Genomic DNA, 18,069 nt, shown 5'->3' on the forward strand with positions numbered 1-18,069 from the left:
TAATTTTTACTCGTTATCAATGTTCACAAGAACAAATTAAATTGCCCCTTGCTTTTTCAAAAGCTTCTTTCCCTTCTCTATACGAAAACCAGGCAATCGCAGCAGCGCCAATCGAATCGATTCCGCCTATGCCCGTTAATTCGTAGCCGGCACTTGCTGCCAGCAGTATTATGGATAAATAAAGACAGGTTTTAGTACATTTTGCATCTGCAATTATTGCATCCGACTGGAGCGCCTTGCCTATTTTCATTTTATAATAAATTAATGTTGACATTGTAAAAATAGAAATCACAGAAATAATAATTCCTACAACCGTTGTATCTGGCTTATGGCTTGAGAAAACATTTATTAAAGAGCCGACAATCAGACCTGCCGAAAGAATATAAAATCCCACTCCTGTAATTCTGAGAGCCGTTCTTTCAAACCTATCGCTTGTCTGACCGTTATTGTTTTTTATTCGAATTAGCATATGCAGCAAACCGATACCCGACATTACTTCGACAAATGAGTCGATTCCAAATCCAAGTAACGAGAGAGTTTCATCTTCAATACCCCAGATAACCGATATTAGTCCTTCGAGTATATTATACCCGATTGTAATATATGTCAAAAGAAAAGCAACCTTATAGTTTTTATTCATATTGTTTCGTTATTAAAGATATGCTATCTAAATATAGGTAATTTATTAGAGTTTTACAGCCTACCAAACAGGCTAATCGAGTTATATTCCATCTTATCCAGTTGATAGAGAGTGTGAAAACTCGATATTAGAAATCCGAAAATAATGACGAACCAGATAATGGTAAATATTAATGAAACGATGATAATAATCTTAGCAAGACGAAAATATTTACCCTGTAATTCGAAGCCCAGACGCAAAGCTGCACTTTGATTAGTCAATTTATAAATTTCGAATTGTTCTGCAGATTCGCGAATTCGCAATCCGATTATAATGATCGGTATCCCAATTATTGCGCCGATTATCGAAAGGCATGTTAATGTTCCGTAAATGATTAAAAAGATACCCACAAAGCGCATATCACGGATCATCTTTTCGAAATTAAGTTTGAATAGATTTACTGGTTGTGGTGTTTCTTCGATATTTAATTCGCTGAATTCATCCATGATTACCTCTTTATTGTAATTGTAAATAATCGAAAAATTCATCAGTCAATGTAGCATTTGCCTCAATCCAGAACAAATTAGTATCGTCTACAAATTCAAATAATATTTTTCCCATTCCTTACTTAGGTCATATAGATTTTTATTGTCATAAAAACGGATTCGCTGCTGCAGGAAAAACTATGTTGCGATATTTTGTCAGTAATTTTACGGAGCATGTTTGTTGTTTTCAATGTTGCTGTGTCTCTTTATATAAATTATGTCTTCCTCAATTTTTCGGAATATAATCTGATCTGATTTTATTTTCAACTTGCTATATAAAATGTAGTTTTTTATATATTCAAGAACATATATTTCTGCTAATATTTTGGGGAGTTGAGGACAAATCGTTTCATTGGTCAAGTTTTTTGATTTTTACAAACAAAAAGTAAAAATCAGTAATAACAGATTATTTCCCGGATTTTTTATTTTTATCGTCTTTTTTCTCTTTATTTTTGGGTAACCTTTCTTCGATTGGTATTGCGAATACATATTTCCCTTTCAACACACATCCTGGTCTACCCGGTATGCAGTCTTGTTTTATTCTGAGGCAATAACCTTTTTCACTATCGATATATTGACAGGAGAAAGAGCCCATCTTATTTTCCTTAAAAAGTTTATAAGAAAATAAATTTTTTTGTGCTAAAAAGAAAATCTTTAGTAAATTAGAAAGAGCTTAATGGTTATAGAACGGAGGAATTATGGAATATACTCACTTAGGCAGGTCGGGTCTAAAAGTAAGCAGATTATGTCTTGGTACTATGAATTTCGGACCTTATACAAGCGATGAAGATAGTTTTAGAATAATGAACCGTGCTCTTGAGTTGGGTATAAATTTTATTGATACTGCGAATGTTTATGGGTGGGATAAAGGTACTGGTTATACCGAGCAATTGATCGGTAAATGGCTTTCTGAAGAACCTTCGAGACGCGATAAAATTGTACTTGCAACTAAAGTATATGGAAAAATGGGAGACGGTCCTAATGATTCGGGTCTCTCTGCCTATCATATTAAAAAAGCCTGCGAGGATAGTTTAAGAAGGCTCAAAACTGACCACATTGATTTATATCAGATGCACCACATTGACAGAAATACTCCGTGGGACGAAATCTATCAGGCAATGGAACAATTGGTGAGAGAAGGAAAAATTATTTATTTAGGCAGTTCAAATTTTGCAGCCTGGAATTTAACCGAAGCGTTTTATAAAGCAAAGGAAAGAAATTTCCTGGGTATTATTTCAGAACAGAGCATCTACAGTTTACGCAATAGACATATCGAGTTAGAAGTAATTCCTGCCTGCAAGGCATTTGGCATCGGTTTAATACCATGGAGCCCTTTGGGCGGAGGAATTCTATGTGGCGTACTCGAAAATGCTAAAGAGGGAAGAAGAACCAGAGAGCCACTGCGTAAATCGGTCGAAAAATTACGCTCTCAATTGGAAGCTTATGAAAAATTGTGTAAAGATATTGGACAAAGACCAGCCGACGTTGCTTTAGCATGGGTTATGTCAAATCCAGCAGTAACTTCGCCCATAATTGGACAGAGAACCGTTGAACAACTTGAAGATAATTACAACGCATTGAATTTAAAACTTGACCAAGACACACTCAAAAAGCTCGATGAAATATGGCCTGGACCGGGTAATCAAGCTCCTGAAGCTTATGCCTGGTAAATTGATTAATAAATTCTGAGGCTGAAAATGAAATCAAAAAATTTTTTACTTCTTGTTATTGTTACTTCTCTAATTTATGGACAAAATAAAAACCTTACTTTTCAACAGGCGTATTATTATGGTCAACCGAGACTTATAAAATCATTACCTCAAATTAAAGGATGGTTCGACGATGAATATCATCTGGAATTGAGCGTTAAGGAGGGGAAAAAAATAATTGAAAAAGTAAACGTAACGAATAATGAAAGAGTGAAGTACCTGGATTATTCAGAACTTGATTTGCCCGAAGGTTTTAATATTGACGAAGCGTTAACTAATAACAACGACTATACTAAGTTTATCTTCATACAGGATAATGATCTCTACTATCTCTCGGTGAAAGAAAATGTATTTAAAAGACTGACCGAAGACAAAGCTGAAGAAAAAAATCCAAAATTCTCGCCCGACGGAAAAAAAGTAGCTTACACAAAAGAAAATGATCTTTATTATTACGATATAGAAAACGAACAAGAATTCAGGCTGACGGAAGACGGCAGCGATTTAATTTACAATGGCTGGGCTTCGTGGGTTTATATGGAAGAAATACTCGGCCGCTCGACAAATTATGCAGCATTCTGGTGGGCACCGGATTCAAAAAAAATTTCTTTCCTCAGATTCGACGATTCTCCCGTCCCTGAATTTATCCTGTTCAAAGCAGACGGACAGCACGGCTCAATTGAAAGACAGAGATATCCTAAAGCAGGCGACCCAAATCCTTTCGTAAAATTAGGAATTGTAAATATTGAAAAGAATAATATAGTGTGGGCTGATTTCCCCGACACAAACGACCAGTACATCGCCTGGCCAGTGTGGACACACGATTCACAACTTACTGTTCAATGGATGAATCGTAAACAGGATACAATAAAACTATATCGTATTGATCTGAACAACGGTAATAAGCAACTTCTTCATACCGAACACCAGAAAACCTGGGTCGAATGGTATGAAGATATCTATTTTATGAAGAATAGTAACGACTTTATTATTCGCACCGGCATCGATGGATATTATCGTCTTTATCTTTATGACGGAAATGGTAAGTTGATAAAGAAACTAACAGGCGATCCAAACATAAACGTTACATCACTTGAATTTGTAGACGAAACAAACAAACTGGTTTATTTCCATGGATGGTCGAATAACTCAACTGAGCGTCATCTTTATGTTGTGAACATAAATAACAATAAAATAAAAAAATTAACCAAAGAAGCGGGAACGCACGTATGCAATCTTTCTCCAAGTGGTAAATATTTTATTGACAGATTCAGTAGCATTGATACACCACCAGTACTTCTTTTGTGTAACAAAGAAGGAGAATTGATAAGAGAAATAGGAAATTCAAAAGCCGAAATTTTTGACGAATACAATTTACCCAAAGCCGAATTATTTAAAATAAAAACTGAAGATGGTTATGAATTGCCTGCATTGTGGTATTTGCCGACCGATTTTGATTCTACAAAAAGATATCCTGTTTTATTAAGTATTTACGGTGGGCCAAACTCGCCTACGGTTAGAAACTCTTTCCCTTATAGACTGGAACCTTATTATCTGGCTCAAAACGGGATTATTTATCTGAGCGTTGATCACCGAGGTAGCGGACATTTTGGAAAATCCGGAACCGACTTAATGCACAGAAAATTGGGTACTTGGGAAATGCACGATTATATCGAAGCCGTGAAATGGCTGAAACATCTGCCCTTTGTCGATACGACAAAAATTGCAATTAACGGGGGAAGTTACGGAGGCTATGTAACAGCTCTCGCTCTTACATCTGCACCGGAGTATTTTAATTACGGCATTGCAGAATTTGGAGTTATGGATTGGACATTATACGATAATGTTTATACTGAAAGATATATGGATACACCGGAAGAAAATCCTGATGGTTATAAAAATGCTTCAGTCCTCAATTACGTGGATAATTATAAAGGGGGGTTGTTAATAATTCACGGCACGATGGATGATAATGTACATATGCAAAACTCAATTCAACTCATTGATAAATTACAGCAGTTAAATAAGAATTTTGAAATGATGTTCTATCCGAATCAACGACACGGTATCAGGTCGCCTCATTATTTTCATGCACAAAAGACTATTGCAGAATTTATCTTTAAAAAATTATTGAATAAAGAACTGGTAATTGAATAAGAGGAGGAAAGAATTTGTATAACGAAAATCCCAAAGAATATTATCCGCCGATGCATACTGCAGAGCATCTTTTGAATGGAACGATGAATAAAATTTATAACTGCGGCCGAGCTTTTTGCGCACATATCGAAAAGAAAAAATCCAAGTGCGACTATAAATTCGATAGAAATTTAACTGAAGATGAAATTAAAAAAATAGAAGAAATTATTAATAAGTTGATTCAAGAGGATCTGATAGTCGAGGAGAAATTTATGAACAGGTCTGAAGCAGAAACACAATTCAATTTAGAGCGGTTGCCAGAAGAAGCAGGTGAAGTAATCAGGATCATTAAAATTGGCGATTACGACGCTTGTCCCTGCAGTGGAGTACACGTAAATTCCACGAGTGAAATTAAAAGTTTCCGGATTGTTTCGACGAGCTATCAGGAAGGTGTATTGAGAGTCCGTTTTAAAATTGGAGCATAAAATCATTAGCACTGCTATTAAAAAATATTCTATGCCGATTATCGTAATAACCTTATTTGCGCTTTCACTCTTTAATTCAAAAGAGATGAATTTGGTAAGTGATAAACAACCGATTTCAAAATTTGCGGCTCTCCAATTTCATGAAATTGTTTTCGCAGAGGAAGAGCCGGGAAATTATCTCGGAAAGAGAGTATTGTTCGACACCACGCTTATTGGCACCACTCAAAAAAATCATTGCAAATATTTGAACGCAATAATCAATAATAGAAAAGGTGTAATAAGTTATCTCAGAATTAAGAGTAACGACAAGCTCGAAAAATATCTTAATCTTGCCCATACCAACCATATCTACTTTGTAATAAATGTTAATCGCTATGATAGAATTGAATCGGTAGCTGAATTTGAGGAAATCAACAGTAAAGGTAATTTAATAAATCTGGGCGAAACCATTCTTTACCATGGCGAGGTAATTTATTACAGAGAGGCGGATGTTTTTGCGGTAACTAAATCCTGAATATTTCAAAAAAAAATAATGAGTGAAGTTAACTTGATTAAAAATAACGGAATTGTTCTCGGCTATTTTAGTACCCCTGACTGCAAAGTATGTAAAGTCTTGAAGCCAAAAGTTAAAGAATTGCTTGAAAAGGAATATCCCGAAGTGATATTTCAATATGTTGATGTATCGGTTGACAGAGAAGTGGCTGCACAATTAAATGTTTTTGCCGTGCCCACTTTAATCTTGTTTGTCGACGGCAAAGAAAATTTCCGTCTCTCGAGGTTTGTTGGACTTGATGAATTAAGAGACAGAATAAGCAGAATTTACGATCTTTATTTTTAATTCCGGTTCCTTTTACGAATTGAATTTTCAGAATAGTAATCGAGGAGAAATTTCCGCATTTTATCGAGCGGGAAATTCTTTTTGTCGAAGAAATAATTGAGAGCAATTCCGTCAAGAGCTGCGCTAAAAAAATAGGCTTCTTCGACAGGATTTTTAAATCCGGCTTCCTTGAAAATTTCAAAAGCTTTCGGCATCATTTTTCGGCTGATTTCAAAGGTAATTTGCTGGGTCTTTTTTAGCATGTTAGGCTGAAGTGCTATTGATACATAAAGCTTCCAGAAGTTTTCGTTCTCTGCGAGAAAATCGAAGGTGAAATTAATAAAGTATTTTATTTTGTCGTAGGGATTTTTCAGTTTGCTTAATTCTGAATCGATGGTTTCTGCAATCTGATAGACCTCGTTCCATAATGTATCTAGAATAGCTTCTTTACTTTCAAAATAATTGTAAATAAGACCCTTCGAAATACCAGCAGTGTGGGCGATATCGTCTACAGTAGTGGCAGCGAATCCTTTTTGCGAAAATAAAGCCAGTGCTTTGTCAATAATTAGTTGTTGTGTCCTGGCTCTAATTATTTCGTTTTGTTCTTTTGATCTAGGCATTTTATAATTAACTGAGATTTCAATTAAAAATATATTTTATTTTTTCTACGAATACAAAACTTCTTCCATCGCATTCCAGTTTGTGTGGGTTTTTATAGTTATTCGAATATAGATACAAACTTTCACGATAGATTAAATAAAAATAATAAGCAGCAAAAAAAAAACTATCAAAAATAATATTTAGAAAGCTATTTTTAGCAGAAGAAATTTTAAAATGGGACATAATTTCAATTTTCAGTTAAGCATATAAATTTTAATGATTTCTTTACTTGCATTACTAGAGGGTAATTTATATTTTTGACTGACTATTTAGTCATTATAAATGAACTCTTGTAAGTTTATGTCGTCTAACCTATGTAAATTTTGATTAATCCTAAAAAACACGGGAGAAGTGAATGAAAAATGTAATTAGCCTTGCCGCAGGAGTGTTGTTTATTGTTATATCATCAGTTGATCTTTTATTTGCGCAGGGCAGTAAAAATGTTGTCTACTTGAGTTGGAAAGACGTAATTGAAATTACCAAAGTAAATAATCTGGAACTGCAAAACAAAAGACTCGACTATAATATTCAGGAGTTAGAAACCTGGAAATCATTATCCAGCTTTATGCCGTCGTTGAATTATCAGGGAATATTTCAGCGTAGTATTGAACTGCCCGTTTTTGTCTTTATGGGTCAAAGGTTCACTGTTGGAACACCTTATAATTTCCAGCATTCGATAGTTGCATCGTTGCCTTTGTTTACAGGCGGAGCCAGATGGTTCAATTACGATTTGCAAAAAAAGCTCAGGAAGTCGTTAAAAGAAGAACTTAAAGGGAAAGAGGAGTCGGTTATTTACGATGCTATCGCAACGTATTATTCTGTTTTGCTTGCAAAAGAATTAATTAAAACAGCTGATGAAGCAGTCAAAGTAGCATACGAAAATCTCGAACAGGTGAAAAAATTCTACAATGCTGGCATGGCTACAGAACTGGATATACAAAGAGCACGGTCGCAGTATTCTTCAACTTTACCAGTACTGGAATCTGCTTTAACCAATATAAAATTATCCAAGCAACGGCTAAAAAGCATTTTGAATATTTCTCTTAGCGACTCTCTCGTAATAAACGATACACTCGAAATTAAAAACTTTTTAAATGACGTGGAAGATATCTCGCTCGAAAGTCTGAAATTGCTCTCCAATGAAAATCGCCCGGAGCTCAATATTGCAAACTACCAGGCGGATGCAAGTATAGCAGGTGAAAAACTTGCTCTTAGCAAATTTGCTCCCGTCGTGTCGCTGGCTGCCAGTGTCGATCATGCTGCGCCTATGGAGAACTCTAAAGTGCAATGGAAAGATTACATTCGTTCCAAGTCGATTGTGCTAACGGTGGATGTTCCGTTGTTTGAAGGCGGTAGAAGAATTATCGATTGGCAGATTGCTAAGATAAATTCAGATAAAATTGAAGTCATGAAAAAAAAGACGGAGTATGCGGTGCAATTGGATGTCGAACAAAGTTACTATAACTATCTCGAATCGGAGAAAAATCTGAAGAATTTGAAAGATGCATTGGATCACGCACAGGAATCCCTCAGAATTGCACGCCTTCTTTATTCGCAGGGTATGTCCAATCAGCTCGATGTCCTTAATGCGCAATTACTCTATAGCAAAAGTAAAACTGAATACTTAGAAGGTATTTATAAGTATAACTTGAGTCAAATGTCGATACTGAAATCGGCAGGTATTCTTACCAAGATATTAAATTAGATTGGAGTTGAAATGAAACATTTATCATTATTATATGCTACAATAATTTTGTTTGTGGGTATAAGCTGTACTCAAGAAGAAAAAGTTGTAGAAGAAAAGTCCGTCCCTGTAAAAGTCTATGTTGCAAAACCCTCTTCTATATCGAGTTATATTATTGTTACTGGCTCTCTTGAATCAAATAACGACGCCGTTTTGATAAGCAAAGTAAATGAGACTGTTGAAGATATAATAGCAGAGCCCGGGCAAAAAGTACGAAAAGGTGACTTGTTGATAAAGTTGAACGATAAAATCCAAAGACAAAATTATAATGTAGCTATTGCTGCTCTTAATTCGGCTAAAGCTCAACTTGAATTAACCCAGAAAGAGTATGAACGACAGAATAAATTGTACGAAGAAAATGCAATTTCTACACAACAGTTCGACCAGATTAAAACTACGTTTAAAAATGCAAAACTATTGCTTGAACAGGCCGAGGCCCAGGCAAAACTTGCAGAAGAACAGTTGCAGTTCTGTTATGTCAGGTCGCCTATCGACGGGATTGTAGCATCAGTTTATGTTGAAAAAAATCAGATGGTAGGCGCCGGACAACAGCTTGTGCGAGTTGTAGGTCCAGATAAAATGAAATCAAAAGTATTTGTTACAGGCAGTGATATCTACCGCGTTAAACTCGGACAGGAGACGATGATTAAAATTCCCGTACTTAAAGATAGAGTGTTCAAGGGTAAAGTTGTAAATATCGACTATGCACTCGATAACTTCTCCAAAAGTGTCGAAGTCGAAATTGAACTGGCTAACGGTAAGGACGAAATCAAATCTGGTATGTTTGCAGAATTTAACATTGAAGTAGAAAAAAAGGAGGATGTAATTACAATACCTCAGACGGCTCTTATACCTCAAACAATTGTTCAAACAAATCTCGAAACCGGCCTTCAGAATACAGTAAAAAGATATTTCGTTTTCGTGGTCGAAAATGGTAAAGCAAAATTAAAAGAAGTGACAAAAGGAATTGAAGAAGCAGGACGAGCCGAAATAACCAGCGGATTGACCGAAGGAGATACTATTATTGTAGTTGGTCAAAATATAGTTAAAGATGGTCAAAAAGTAAATGTAATTAAATAAGGACTGCAAATGACGTTAACAAAATTTTCATTAAAAAGAAAAGTTACGCTCGTAATGCTTTACAGCGTAATTATTGGTTTCAGTATGTTCTCATTTTCTCAGTTGAAAATCGACTTTTTCCCAGATATTACTTTCCCGATAGCTGGAGTAATTACGAATTATCCTGGGGTAGGTCCAGAAGATATAGAAAACCTGATTACACGACCTATTGAAGAAACAGTGTCTTCAGTAAAAAATATAGAAAAAGTAAATTCACAATCGTTCAAAGGATCTTCGATTGTTACGCTTGAGTTCAAATACGGCACAGATATGGACAAGGCCGAAAATGACATAAGGAAGAATCTTGACTACATAAGAGAATATTTACCCGACGATGCAGAAGAGCCGCTCGTCTTTGTGTTCGATCCCTCGATGATGCCGGTAAGTTTTATCAATATCAGCTCGCCCTATCTTGGTCCGGCCGAACTCAGAAAGCTTTCAGAAGATGTGATTGAACCGCTGCTTGAAAGGGTGGAAGGTGTTGCATCCGTTGTAACACAAGGTGGCTTGAGAAGGCAAATTAATGTAAATATGAATCCAGTTTATTTATCCGCATACAATTTATCTCCGAATGAAGTTCTTATGGCAATTCAAACAGGCAGTGGCTTGCAACCCGCAGGAAATATTGAAACCGAAAATAAGAGTTATAACCTGAGAGTGTTCAGTGAATATACATCAATCGAGCAGATAAGAAATACAATAATTACATATAAAAACGGGCAGCCAATTTATGTGAAAGACGTGGCAGAAGTTATAGACGGCTACAAAGAAAATGCCACTGAAGTGCGCTCGGATTACTCGGAAGGCGTTATGGTAATGATTTACAAACAATCCGATGCTAATACAGTTCTCACCAGCAGAAGAATTGCAGAAGCTTTGCCTGATATTACAAAACGACTGCCTCAGGAAACAAAATTTACAATCTTATGGGATCAGTCTGAATTTATATTAAGGGCAGTTAATAATCTCCGAAATTCTGCTTTTATTGCTTTTGTAATGGCATTTATTGTACTCTATTTCTTCCTGAGAAATTTACGAGGCAGTATAATTATGGGGATTTCGATTCCAGTGTCGATAGTAACTACATTTGCTGTAATGTATGCTACCGATCTAACGCTGAATATTATTTCGATGGCAGGACTGGCTCTGGCTGTGGGTATGTTAGTGGATAATTCGATTGTGGTTCTGGAGAATATTTACCGTCACAGGGAATTGGGAAAAGATGCGGAAACTTCTGCTGAACTTGGCGCTAAAGAAGTTGGAATTGCTATTACAGCTTCTACATTGACCACCGTCAGCGTTTTTCTACCGGTATTGTTTGTGCCGAATATTACAGGACAACTTTTTAAAGATATGGTATTGACTATCTCTTTTAGTCTGGTCGTCTCCCTTCTTGTAGCTCTAACTCTTGTTCCACTTATGTCTTCCCAATTACTAAAAATAAAGTTCGGCTCAGTCAAAAAAAGTAATGGAAGTAGCTGGAAAAACAAAGTGGGGATAATGCTCGAAAGTTTATCGGTGAAATATAAAAACTGGCTTCACTGGTCAATCAATAATCGAAAAAAAGTTTTAATTGCCGTGACTCTTTTATTTATTATATCTCTTTCTTTATTGGGTTTGTTAGGCGGAGAATTTTTGCCTAGAAGCGATGAAGCCTTAATCAATGTTTTGATTGAATCTCCCTCGGGAACACCAATTGAAGTTACAAGGAGATATGCTCATAATATCGAACAGATAATCAAGGAAACTGTGGCGCCGGAGGACCTCGAGTCCGTATCGCTCTTTTTTGGAACACGTGAAGGAATTGGCGCATACGGTACGACTGCAAATACCATCGAACTATTTGTTAGACTAAAGCCTGTTGAAGAAAGAAAAGTATCTCAATTCGAAATCGAGGACAGATTGAGAGAAAAGTTCGATAAAATTCCCGGCATCACTTACGCTTTTCAACAGGGCGGGTCGTTTACTACCGAAAAAGATATCGAGGTGAAGATTATTGGATTCGATATTGACGGAGCAAAAGCAATTGCAAATCAAATTAAAGCCGAAATGGAAAAAATTGACGGACTGGTCGATATCAGCTTAAATACAAAAGAAACAACACCCGAGTTGCAGGTTCACCTTAACAAAGAACTATTGAATGATTTCGGGCTAACGAATTTAATGGTGGCAGGTAATATATCGACTGCCATTCAGGGAAGAGTTGCTGCAATATATCGGGAAAAGGGAGATGAATACGATATCTACGTTCAGTACGACAAAAATTATCGTAAAAGGAAAGACGCGCTTGAAAATATGGAATTAGTTCTGCCTGCTGGCGGCAGAATTAAACTGAAGGACGTGGCTGAAATTACCGAAGAAGAATCGACTCCTACAATCTTCAGGGAGAATCAGAGTAGGGTTGTTTCGGTCGGATGTGCGTTATCTGGAATTGACCTTTCGACTGCAGTCGATAAAATCAATAGAATTATCCAGCAAACTCCAATACCTTCGGAATATCAAGTTATTATTGGTGGAACTGCAGAAGATCAACAGGAAGCATACTTTTATTTGGGTCTCGCATTTATTGCTGCAATTTTACTTGTCTATATGATTATGGCCTCTTTATTCGAATCATTCGTGGATCCCTTAATTATTATGTTTACGGTGCCGTTGTCGATTATCGGGGTGCTAATTTTTCTTGCAATTACTGGGACTTCGTTAAGTGTTATGGCGTTGGTTGGAATAGTAATGCTTGTAGGTATAGCCGTTAATAATGGAATTGTACTTGTTGATTACATTAATCAATTAAGAAAAGAAGGAATGGAATTGTTTGAAGCCGTTGAAGAGGGTAGCAAAACAAGATTGCGCCCTGTATTAATGACTGCACTGACAACAATATTAGGGATGGTTCCGCTTGCAATCGAACTCGGTTCCGGAGCCGAGACCTGGTCCCCTTTAGCCCGTGCTGTAATTGGAGGATTGTTAACGACGACGGTTCTTACTTTGATTGTAATTCCAGTGCTTTATATTGTATTCGAAAGGATGGGCGAAAAGATAAAAAATAAATTAAGAAAAAGGGCTGCTAACTGAGCAGCCATTTCATAAATTATCTTTTCTCGTATGGCGGTTGCTGAGGGAATTTTACAGGATTTTTCTTTATTAAATCCATAATGACTTCAATTGCTTTATCCAGTTGAGGGTCGATTCCTTTTGAAAGTAGTGCTGGATCGTCGATCACCTCATAGTCGGGATCGACACCGTGACCTTCACGGAACCATTTACCGTCGGGGTCGTACATTCTGAAAGTGGGGACAGTTACTGTACCGCCATCAATTAGTTGAGGGGCACCAGTAATGCCAATTAATCCGCCCCATGTGCGCGTTCCGACCAATGGTCCAAGCCCTGCTTTTCGGAAATAATCTGGAAATGCATCGCCACCCGAACCACTCCATCCATTTATTAACATAACCTTAGGTCCGAAGTGTGCAATTGGCGGCCACTTCCAATTTTTCCCGTCTCGTACTGCCCAATAAGCCAATGGTTTTCTGTCGAGTAATTCAATGAATCTGTCTGGTATTTGCCCTCCACTATTGAATCTTTCGTCTATTATCAATCCTTCCTTATTAATTTGAGCCAGGAATTGACGAACGAGTTCTGTTTGTCCTTCAGTGCCGGTATTGGGCACATATATATAACCGATTTTGCCGTTTGTTTTATTATCGACATATTTACGATTGGATTCAATCCAGGCGAGATGCCTTAGCCGACTTTCTGTGGAAAGGGTCTTAACATAAATTTTTCTGGAACCTTCAAAAGTAGGTCTGTCGTTGACGGTTAGTTCAACAGTTTTGTTTGACAGTCCTGTAAATGCTTCCCAGGGCGCATTTCGGGTGTTGAGTTCAATTCCATTTACAGCAAGAATATAATCACCTTCTTTAACGATTAGTGCGGGTTGACTGAGAGGAGAGCGAACTTCAACATCCCACGGAGCACCATCTATTATTTTTTTTATTCTAAACCTACCATTATCAATTGTCCAGTCAATTCCGAGATAACCCACATCTTTTGATTCTGGGTAATCGATGTCACCGCCGCCGCGATATGTATGCGAGGCGTTCAATTCAGAAATTAATTCGCCGATTACATAATTGACGTCTCCTCTCGTAATACAATTGTCGATTAATTTACCGTAATGTTCTTTCATCTTTTCCCAATCGACACCGTGCATATTAGGATCGTAGAAAAAGTCGCGTTCGAATCTCCAGACGTCATTAAATATTTGTTTCCATTCTTCTTTAGGAACTATGTTCATAACTAAATTATCTGTTGAAATACGCTCGCTAAGTTTTTGGTTTTCTTTTGTATCTATTACATAAAGAGCTCTATCTTTAATTATTAATATCTTATTTCCGTCGGCGCTTACTTTGAAACCATCTGCATCGTCAACGATATCCTTTTCTTTTAGTGATTCAAAGTCGATATATTTCAAAGGCTTGTTTTTCGACGATGAACCAGTATTTGGGTAACGATGATATATAAGTTTACCTTTAACAGCTGCAATGCCGACGATATTTCCTGCTTCTACAGGTAATAGTTCAACACGGTTTTCAAAATTTTGTAGGTCTATCTTCACTTCTTTTGGCTTTTCATCTTTCTTCTCCTCTTTCTTCTTTTCCTCTTTTACTTCGTCGTTTTTATCTTTTTCTTCTTTTTTAATGGCAGTAGTATCGTTCTTTGGAAGCATTAAAGATTTTGTATCCTTCGATAGAGTCGCTACAGCCAGCTTTGTGGTATTTGAATAAATCCAGGTGTTGTCCAGGTCTGAATATATTGGATTTAACTCCCTGTTTGTCGTAAAGAAAAGATATTTTCCATCTACATCAAACACTGGATTGAAATCGGAATAATAACCGGAGGTTAATTGGTAAGCAGTTCCGTTTTCCAAATTGAATAAGAACAGTGCGCTGCTGCGATTGGTCAAATCTTTTGAATAAACTATCCATTTACTGTCGGGCGACCAGTTTATTTTGAAATTATCGAGTTCACCCTGATAAAGATAGTTGCACTGATCGACTTTGATAGTTTTATCCTTCTCCATATCGTAAATATAAATCTGCATAGCTTTGTCGATGAAAGCTAATTTTTTAGAGTCGGGCGACCAGTAAATATTGTATCTGTAGCCATCTTGAAAGTCGGTCAAAATTTTTGTTTTAGCAGGATTTACAAAATCATAAACAGTAAGATTATACTCGCCTTTAGCATCGCTCCAGTATGCTGCATATTTGCCATCGGGTGACCATGCAGGGTATCTTTCAGCGGAGGCAGAGGAATTGGAAAGATTGTAAGTGACACCTTCTTTTACAGGTACAGAAAAAATTTCGCCACGTGCTTCTAAAAGTAATCTACTGCCGTCAGGAGCGATATCGCCGTTACTCAAATATTTCGATACATTTTCTTCTTTGGGTAAAAGTGTTATGTTGTCGGTTACTACTTTAATTTTTATTTCTCGTGTTGATTCGTCTTTCAAATTCAGCAGATAGATTGCGCCTCCTGCTTCGAATACAATTTCGTCTTTACCGAGTGCAGGAAAGTGAATGTCGTATTCTTTGAATGAAGTTATCTGTTTTAATTCTCTGGTCGGGATGTCATATTGCCAGATGTTGAATCTATTTTCGCTTCCTCGATCGGATAGGAAATAAATTTTGTCGCCATGCCACATCGGGAACTCATCGTTCGAATCCCCTTTGATAATCAATTCAGCAGAGTTTTTTTCGAGGTCGAAAATCCAGATGTCAGCATTCATTCCGCCTCTGTATCTTTTCCAAGTTCTAAATGCACGAGTACGAGGAGTATAAGCAATTTTTTTACCGTCGGGAGAGATTGAAGCCATTTCACCGTATGGTATTGGAAGTTGTTCGGGCAAACCTCCCTCGTTGCTTACTTTGAAAAATTGACTGAACCTTTCCCGCCCACTGTGCATCATCGAAGCAAAAATCAAATTTTTTCCATCCGGATACCAGTCGATCAGTCGATCGGTATAACCATGATTAGTAATTCTGTTTGGAGTACCTCCCGTCGAAGGAATTATAAAAATGTCGATGTTGCCAAAGTAGTTGGCGATAAATGCAATTGATTTTCCGTCGGGAGAAAATCGCGGAAACATTTCTGACCCTTTGGGTGAAGTTAGTTTATGTGCTGTCCCTCCTATTTTATCGACTATCCAAAGATCATCGCCGTAAGAAAAAACAATCTGCGTCTCCGATACGTCGGGATTTTGAAACATGCGTGCGTCGACCTGTGCTAAGACGACCATTGAAAAAACGCACATTAAAGAGAGTGTAATAATTATTTTTTTCATAGAACCTCTTTATTAATTTGTGTGGCTTATTAGACGTTTTATGTTGAAGAAGTCCTCATGAATTTTCTATTCAGAAGTTTTTTCATTCTTTGTCCTGGGAAGAGGGATATATTCTACCGAGGGACGTCTTTGTTGAGTTTGAGGATAGAGAGCCATTAGTTGATAAATTTCATTGGGCATATCAGTCGTAACGGGCAGACCAAGGCTGATTGCTTCCTCCACAGTGATAGGATAATCGTGCGTCCAAACTCCCGAAGTTAATTTTTCTGCAACTTCATCAGCATTATTAATTTTGTCCTGAATTAATTTGAGAATAACATTTTTAACTTGACTTATTGCTTTTTGAGAAATGTCTGCCAGTATCAATGTTTCGTCGTCAATCTTATCAATTGGTTTTTTACTCAATATTTTCAAGATTGAAGCTGCGGGTTTTGTCCCAATTTGTGGATCAAGAGGTCCAAGTACTGCATTTTCGTCCATGACAATTTCATCTGCAGCAAGAGCAATCATAGTGCCACCTGACATAGCATAGTGTGGTATGAAAACTGTCACTTTGGCGGGATGTTTTTTCAATGCGTTGGCTATCTGTTCCGTTGCAAGCACAAGTCCACCCGGCGTGTGGAGTATAATATCGATTGGAACGTCTTTATCAGTTAACTTTATTGCACGTAAAATTTGTTCTGAATCATTTATGTCGATATATTTCATAAGCGGAAACCCGAGCATGCTCAAAGTTTCTTGGCGATGAATAAGTGCTATAACACGACTACCACGCCGTTTCTCAATTAATTCCAGTAATTTTATACGAGCCGAATCGAGCATCTTTTTCCTTATCAGTGGTTGTATTGAGGAAATAATAATGAACAGCCAAAAAAGTGCAAGGAACTCCATTTACCCCTCCTTTTTACCATGGATAAAATTCGTCTATATAAACTCTTCTTTTTTTCCTGTTTTTTAGCATAAAAGGCAACAATAGAGCACCAGTTACAAACCCTCCTACATGTGCCCAATAAGCCACTCCTCCGAAAGTTGCAGTGTTCGAAACTATCGATAACAGTCCATTGAAGAATTGTGTTATAAACCAGACGCCCGTATAAACAAATGCAGGTATGTCAATGAAAAATGGGATGAATAAAATCGGGATGAGAGTAATAATTTTTGCGTGAGGATAGAGAAATATATATGCGGCCATAACACCGCTGATGGCGCCGCTTGCTCCAACAGTTGGTATAACTGAATCCTGATTTAAGTAAATGTGAAGAAGAGCCGCTGCTGTACCGCTTAACAAGTAAAAGATTAAATATCGGAACGAACCGAGTCGGTCCTCAACATTGTCTCCAAAAATATAAAGAGCCAGCATATTGCTAAAAATGTGTGCCCAGCCCCCGTGTAAAAACATTGATGTATATATCGTAGAAATTTCGTAAATGTCAAAGTCATTAATAAAACGATACGGCACCACACCAAAGAGTTTTACAAATAATTCGGCTTCATCACCTAAACTTAACGTGAAAAAAAAACTTATAATGTTGAGTGTTATTAATGTCCAGTTAATTATGGGAAAGTGTCGTGAAGGAATATTGTCAGATATTGGAATCATTTAAGTGGTCCTGATTTTATTTGCATTATAATTATTTTAAATTACAAAACAAAATTAAACAAAATGAAATGACATACTGCAAGCGAAGAACTAATAATTGACGATAGTCTGCATTGTAATATTAGTGAATTAATAATACTATGAAATATTTTAATAGAGCAGGAAAGCAAGGGAATATTTAATACCATCGAAAATCTAAGGGTTTTGCCGAAAGAATTCAGATCGGATAATATTATAGAAGCAAAGAAGAAGAAAATCAAAAAGATTGTTTTTTTACTCAATGAAAACAAAGCTCGAT

Annotated in this window: 15 protein-coding genes; 8 read left to right on the top strand and 7 right to left on the bottom strand. The window is 36.8% G+C overall.

Going from position 1 to position 18,069, the window contains the following annotated elements; all coding sequences use genetic code 11:
- Positions 1 to 16 precede the first annotated feature (16 nt).
- From ACUN8G_RS12185 to ACUN8G_RS12195, 3 genes are all read right to left on the bottom strand, one after another.
- Positions 17 to 640, bottom strand: coding sequence for a cation diffusion facilitator family transporter (locus ACUN8G_RS12185; protein ID WP_437345311.1), 624 nt, complete (start codon positions 638 to 640; stop codon positions 17 to 19).
- A gap of 53 nt (positions 641 to 693) precedes the next feature.
- Positions 694 to 1,125, bottom strand: a complete 432-nt coding sequence (locus ACUN8G_RS12190) for a DUF5362 family protein (protein WP_437345310.1) — start codon at positions 1,123 to 1,125, stop codon at positions 694 to 696.
- 445 nt (positions 1,126 to 1,570) lie between these two features.
- On the bottom strand, positions 1,571 to 1,759 hold the full coding sequence (locus tag ACUN8G_RS12195) for a hypothetical protein (protein ID WP_437345309.1): 189 nt from the start codon (positions 1,757 to 1,759) through the stop codon (positions 1,571 to 1,573).
- A gap of 103 nt (positions 1,760 to 1,862) precedes the next feature.
- Between ACUN8G_RS12195 and ACUN8G_RS12200 the strand changes: the two genes are divergently transcribed.
- From ACUN8G_RS12200 to ACUN8G_RS12220, 5 genes are read left to right on the top strand one after another with little or no spacing between them, the layout of a single operon-like run.
- The gene (locus ACUN8G_RS12200) at positions 1,863 to 2,834 is read left to right on the top strand and encodes an aldo/keto reductase (protein WP_437345308.1); all 972 of its coding nucleotides are present in this window, start codon (positions 1,863 to 1,865) and stop codon (positions 2,832 to 2,834) included.
- 27 nt (positions 2,835 to 2,861) lie between these two features.
- Positions 2,862 to 5,027 carry a S9 family peptidase gene (locus tag ACUN8G_RS12205; RefSeq protein WP_437345307.1) on the top strand — a complete coding sequence of 722 codons (2,166 nt, stop codon included), beginning with the start codon at positions 2,862 to 2,864 and terminating at the stop codon, positions 5,025 to 5,027.
- A gap of 14 nt (positions 5,028 to 5,041) precedes the next feature.
- Positions 5,042 to 5,491 (top strand): alanyl-tRNA editing protein, encoded by a 450-nt coding sequence (locus ACUN8G_RS12210; protein ID WP_437345306.1) that lies wholly within the window; start codon positions 5,042 to 5,044, stop codon positions 5,489 to 5,491.
- A gap of 31 nt (positions 5,492 to 5,522) precedes the next feature.
- Positions 5,523 to 6,005: a hypothetical protein gene (locus ACUN8G_RS12215; RefSeq protein ID WP_437345305.1), complete on the top strand. Its 483-nt coding sequence runs from the start codon at positions 5,523 to 5,525 to the stop codon at positions 6,003 to 6,005.
- Positions 6,006 to 6,023: 18 nt separating this feature from the next.
- On the top strand, positions 6,024 to 6,329 hold the full coding sequence (locus ACUN8G_RS12220; RefSeq protein WP_437345304.1) for a thioredoxin family protein: 306 nt from the start codon (positions 6,024 to 6,026) through the stop codon (positions 6,327 to 6,329).
- On the opposite strand, the gene ACUN8G_RS12225 is transcribed toward ACUN8G_RS12220, so the two are convergent.
- Complete coding sequence (locus tag ACUN8G_RS12225) at positions 6,326 to 6,928, bottom strand: TetR/AcrR family transcriptional regulator (RefSeq protein WP_437345303.1); 603 nt, start codon at positions 6,926 to 6,928, stop codon at positions 6,326 to 6,328. The genes ACUN8G_RS12220 and ACUN8G_RS12225 overlap by 4 nt on opposite strands.
- 395 nt (positions 6,929 to 7,323) lie before the next feature.
- On the opposite strand from ACUN8G_RS12225, the gene ACUN8G_RS12230 reads away from it, so the two are divergent.
- Genes ACUN8G_RS12230 through ACUN8G_RS12240 form a run of 3 tightly spaced genes read left to right on the top strand, consistent with a single transcriptional unit; the run spans position 7,324 to position 12,903 of the window.
- Complete coding sequence (locus ACUN8G_RS12230; RefSeq protein ID WP_437345302.1) at positions 7,324 to 8,673, top strand: TolC family protein; 1,350 nt, start codon at positions 7,324 to 7,326, stop codon at positions 8,671 to 8,673.
- A gap of 12 nt (positions 8,674 to 8,685) precedes the next feature.
- Entirely contained in the window at positions 8,686 to 9,792 is a 1,107-nt protein-coding gene (locus ACUN8G_RS12235) for an efflux RND transporter periplasmic adaptor subunit (protein ID WP_437345301.1), read from the top strand.
- 9 nt (positions 9,793 to 9,801) lie between these two features.
- Positions 9,802 to 12,903: an efflux RND transporter permease subunit gene (locus tag ACUN8G_RS12240; RefSeq protein ID WP_437345300.1), complete on the top strand. Its 3,102-nt coding sequence runs from the start codon at positions 9,802 to 9,804 to the stop codon at positions 12,901 to 12,903.
- Positions 12,904 to 12,919: 16 nt separating this feature from the next.
- Here the strand turns inward: ACUN8G_RS12240 and ACUN8G_RS12245 are convergent, their stop codons facing one another.
- The 3 genes from ACUN8G_RS12245 to ACUN8G_RS12255 form a co-directional block, all read right to left on the bottom strand.
- Complete coding sequence (locus ACUN8G_RS12245) at positions 12,920 to 16,171, bottom strand: S41 family peptidase (RefSeq protein WP_437345299.1); 3,252 nt, start codon at positions 16,169 to 16,171, stop codon at positions 12,920 to 12,922.
- A gap of 66 nt (positions 16,172 to 16,237) precedes the next feature.
- Positions 16,238 to 17,062, bottom strand: coding sequence for an SDH family Clp fold serine proteinase (locus ACUN8G_RS12250; protein WP_437345298.1), 825 nt, complete (start codon positions 17,060 to 17,062; stop codon positions 16,238 to 16,240).
- 13 nt (positions 17,063 to 17,075) lie between these two features.
- Positions 17,076 to 17,771: a rhomboid family intramembrane serine protease gene (locus ACUN8G_RS12255; protein WP_437345297.1), complete on the bottom strand. Its 696-nt coding sequence runs from the start codon at positions 17,769 to 17,771 to the stop codon at positions 17,076 to 17,078.
- Positions 17,772 to 18,069 lie beyond the last annotated feature (298 nt).

The sequence above is a fragment of the Melioribacter sulfuriphilus genome, from assembly GCF_052656625.1.